Raw genomic sequence first — 2,203 nt, forward strand, 5'->3', positions numbered from 1 at the left:
GGGTGATTCGTAGTCGGAAGTGACGCTGATGGCTTCCAGTTCAACGGGCTGCGGCTCATCGGCGAAGGCGGGATCGCAGAGCAAACCCAGAGTCAGGCCCAGCAGCGAGGCCTTTTTGCGAGACGACATGTTATGTTGTTCCAATTGCTAGAATTGAAACAATATAACATGCCTGTTGAGAATGTCTGTTATTCGCGCCACTGGCGCGAAAACATTTTTACTCTTCTTTTTCTTTCACCGGTGCCGGCGGTGGACGCAGGCCGATTTCAGCCGTCAGCTTCAGCTCCTTGCCGTTGCGCATAACCTGAATCGTCACCTTGTCGGTCGGTTTGATCCGCGCCACCTGGTTCATCGAGCGGCGACCATCGCCGGCCGGCTCGCCATCGATGCTCAGAATCACATCGCCCAGTTGCAGGCCGGCTTTCTGCGCCGGGCCGTCACGGAAGATTCCGGCGACGACAATCCCCGGACGCCCGGACAAGCCAAACGACTCCGCCAGCTCCTGAGTCAGCGGTTGTACTTCGATGCCCAGCCAGCCACGAATCACCTGGCCGTGCTCGATGATCGACTTCATCACTTCCATCGCCAGTTTCACCGGAATGGCAAAGCCGATGCCTTGCGAGCCGCCGGATTTGGAAAAGATCGCCGTGTTGATACCGGTGAGGTTGCCGTTGGCATCGACCAGCGCACCGCCGGAGTTGCCCGGGTTGATCGCCGCATCGGTCTGGATGAAGTCTTCGTAGTTGTTCAGGCCCAGCTGATTGCGGCCGGTGGCGCTGATGATGCCCATGGTCACGGTCTGGCCGACGCCGAACGGGTTGCCGATGGCCAGCGCGACGTCGCCGATGCGAATGCTGTCGGAGCGGCCGACGGTGATTGCCGGGAGGTTTTTCAGGTCGATTTTCAGGACGGCTAGGTCGGTTTCCGGATCGCTGCCGATCACCCGTGCCAGCGTCTCGCGACCATCCTTGAGCGCCACGACGATCTGGTCGGCGCCGCTGGTGACGTGGTTGTTGGTGAGGATGTAGCCTTCCGGGCTCATGATCACCCCGGAACCGAGGCTCGATTCCATGCGCTTCTGTTTCGGCGAATTGTCACCGAAGAAGCGGCGGAACTGCGGATCCTCGAACAAGGGATGCGCCGGTTTGTTGATGACCTTGGTGGTGTACAGGTTGACCACCGACGGCGCGGCGATGCCCACCGCATCCGCATAGGACACCGGCCCCTGCTGCACGATCGTGGTCTGAGGGGCCTGTTGCAGATTGACGTCGAGGCTCGGCAGCCCGACCCACTCGGGGTAACGCTGAATAATCAACAGAGCGATAAGCACACCGGCCAACAGCGGCCAGCCAAAAAAACGCAGCGCCTTGAGCATTAAGCACGTTCCTGGAAAGGTTGCAGGCGAGGTCAGACCGCCCATAATGTCGCGCATTATACGAGGCCGCGCGCGCCTCTGAACGGGATATTTAGGAGTCTTTCATGGCCGTTGCCCTCAGCACCCTCGTCGAAGAAGCCGACCGTTACCTGGGCAGTGCGAAAATTGCCGATTATTGCCCCAACGGTTTGCAGGTCGAAGGCCGCCCGCAGGTGATGCGCATCGTCAGTGGCGTCACCGCCAGCCAGGCGTTGCTCGATGCCGCCGTCGAAGCCGAGGCCGACCTTATCCTGGTCCACCACGGTTATTTCTGGAAAGGCGAAAACCCTTGCGTCACCGGCATGAAACAGCGCCGCTTGAAAACCTTGCTCAAGCACGACATCAGTCTGCTCGCCTATCACCTGCCGCTGGATCTGCACCCGGACGTCGGCAACAACGTGCAACTGGCGCGTCAGCTCGACATCACTGTCGAAGGGCCGCTCGACCCGAGCAATCCGAAAGTCGTCGGGCTGGTCGGTTCACTGAATGAGCCAATGACTGCGCGGGATTTCGCGCGCAAGGTGCAGGAAGTCATGGGGCGCGAGCCGCTGCTGATCGAAGGCAGCGGCATGATCCGCCGCGTCGGTTGGTGCACCGGCGGCGGCCAGGGCTATATCGATCAGGGCGTGGCGGCGGGGGTCGATCTGTTCATCAGTGGCGAGGCCTCCGAGCAGACTTTCCACAGTGCGCGGGAAAACGACATCAGCTTCATCGCCGCTGGCCACCACGCCACCGAACGCTACGGCGTGCAGGCGCTGGGTGAGTATCTGGCGAAGCGCTTTGCCCTTG

General features: G+C 60.8%; 2 protein-coding genes. One reads left to right on the forward strand and one right to left on the reverse strand.

The window, feature by feature from the left end; genetic code table 11:
• Positions 1–217: 217 nt before the first annotated feature.
• Positions 218–1,375: a Do family serine endopeptidase AlgW gene (gene algW / locus OQK_RS00235; protein ID WP_016770590.1), complete on the reverse strand. Its 1,158-nt coding sequence runs from the start codon at positions 1,373–1,375 to the stop codon at positions 218–220.
• Positions 1,376–1,479: 104 nt separating this feature from the next.
• Here algW and OQK_RS00240 point away from each other — a divergent pair.
• A partial coding sequence (locus OQK_RS00240) for a Nif3-like dinuclear metal center hexameric protein (RefSeq protein ID WP_016770591.1) occupies positions 1,480–2,203 on the forward strand: 724 nt, incomplete at its 3' end.

The organism is Pseudomonas sp. R62, from assembly GCF_000257605.1.
In the GTDB taxonomy this organism is placed as follows: domain Bacteria; phylum Pseudomonadota; class Gammaproteobacteria; order Pseudomonadales; family Pseudomonadaceae; genus Aquipseudomonas; species Aquipseudomonas atacamensis.